This is a genomic window from Mesorhizobium sp. M7A.F.Ca.ET.027.03.2.1, assembly GCF_003999175.1.
Lineage (GTDB): Bacteria > Pseudomonadota > Alphaproteobacteria > Rhizobiales > Rhizobiaceae > Mesorhizobium.
On the sequence record NZ_RZOM01001377.1, the window covers coordinates 1 to 1,280 of the forward strand.

The following is a 1,280-nucleotide window of genomic DNA, read 5'->3' on the forward strand; positions in this document are numbered from 1 at the left end:
CCTGCTCACCGCGCTTGGCGTGGCCGCCGATCGTCTGATCCTGGAGAACAAATCCCGCAACACCTATGAGAACGCGGTCTTCACCAAGGAGTTGGTCACGCCGAAGCCCGGCGAGACCTGGCTGCTCGTGACCTCAGCCTTCCATATGCCGCGCGCCAAGGCGCTGTTCGACAAGGCTGGCTTCGCCACCGTTCCCTGGCCGGTCGACTATCGCACCTCGGGCAAAGAAGGCATCGGGCTGTTCCGCGATAATCCGGCCGACTCACTGCAGGCCACCACCATGGCCATCCGCGAATGGATCGGGCTTTTTGCCTATTGGCTGTCTGGCCGGATCGATCAGCCTTTTCCAGGCGGCTGACCGATCACCGCCTGCCTGGCGGCCGAGAAGAACTGGCGCCGCACCAGAACGGCCAGCAGCAACAGCGTCGACAACACGAACACCATGGGGTCGACGAACCAGCCGAGATAACCGATCGAGAAGAACACCCCGCGCAGGCCTGAGTTGAAGTGCTTTCCGGCCAGCATGTTCATTTGCGCCGCACGCCACACCGCCGTTTCGGTGACCGGATTGCGTGAGGCTTCGCCATGCGGGATCGGCACGGCGCCGATCAGGATCGTGCAATAGTTGAACAGCCGGTACGCCCAGCCGAATTTGAAGAACGAAAACGCCAGGATCAGCACCAGTCCGAACACCTTTATCTGAAAAGCCGCGCGCGACGGCGCGCCACCCAAGGGCAGGTCGCTGAGCACTTCAAGAACCCGGTCGGACGCGCCGAGCAAGGCAAAGCAGCCGCCGATCGCGATCAGCGAGCTGGAGGCGAAGAAGGCGGTGCCTTGCTGCAGCCCGCTCATAATGGCGGTGTCGACGATGCGGATCTCGCGCTCGGCCATGGTCCGCATCCAGGCTTGCCGCTGTGCATTCATGGCCGTCGTCAGCGATATGCGGCTGACCAGCTTGCCATCGGAGGCGAACGTGTGCAGCAGCCACGCGACGAGGAAGAAGGCCAGCGCCGCGAGATCGGCTGTCGAAAGATCTAGGGAATCGCCCATGGACTGAATTTATCACATTCAGCGCAATCGCTTCGATGTCCGCATACAGCGATCGTACCAATGTCGCTGCCGGAGCAAACAAGGTCGGCGGGTGCAGCGCCGCGATTTCCAAAAGAGCGGAAACATCGTGGGAATTCCTATATGTAGTCCTCGACCTGACTCCAGGAGACAACGCCGCGTGTTCCTTTCGGTTTTCGACCTGTTCAAGATCGGCATAGGACCGTCGAGTT

2 protein-coding genes are annotated in these 1,280 nt (G+C 61.2%); one reads left to right on the forward strand and one right to left on the reverse strand.

The window, feature by feature from the left end; genetic code table 11:
- Nucleotides 1-358: YdcF family protein (locus EN750_RS34820; RefSeq protein WP_145968216.1), on the forward strand; the 358-nt coding region annotated here is incomplete at its 5' end.
- Here EN750_RS34820 and EN750_RS34825 read toward each other — a convergent pair.
- A complete protein-coding gene (locus tag EN750_RS34825) occupies nt 337-1,050 on the reverse strand; it encodes a DUF599 domain-containing protein (RefSeq protein ID WP_127399310.1) in 714 nt (237 codons plus the stop codon). The two genes, EN750_RS34820 and EN750_RS34825, sit on opposite strands and share 22 nt — an antisense overlap.
- Between the last annotated feature and the right edge of the window lie 230 nt (nt 1,051-1,280).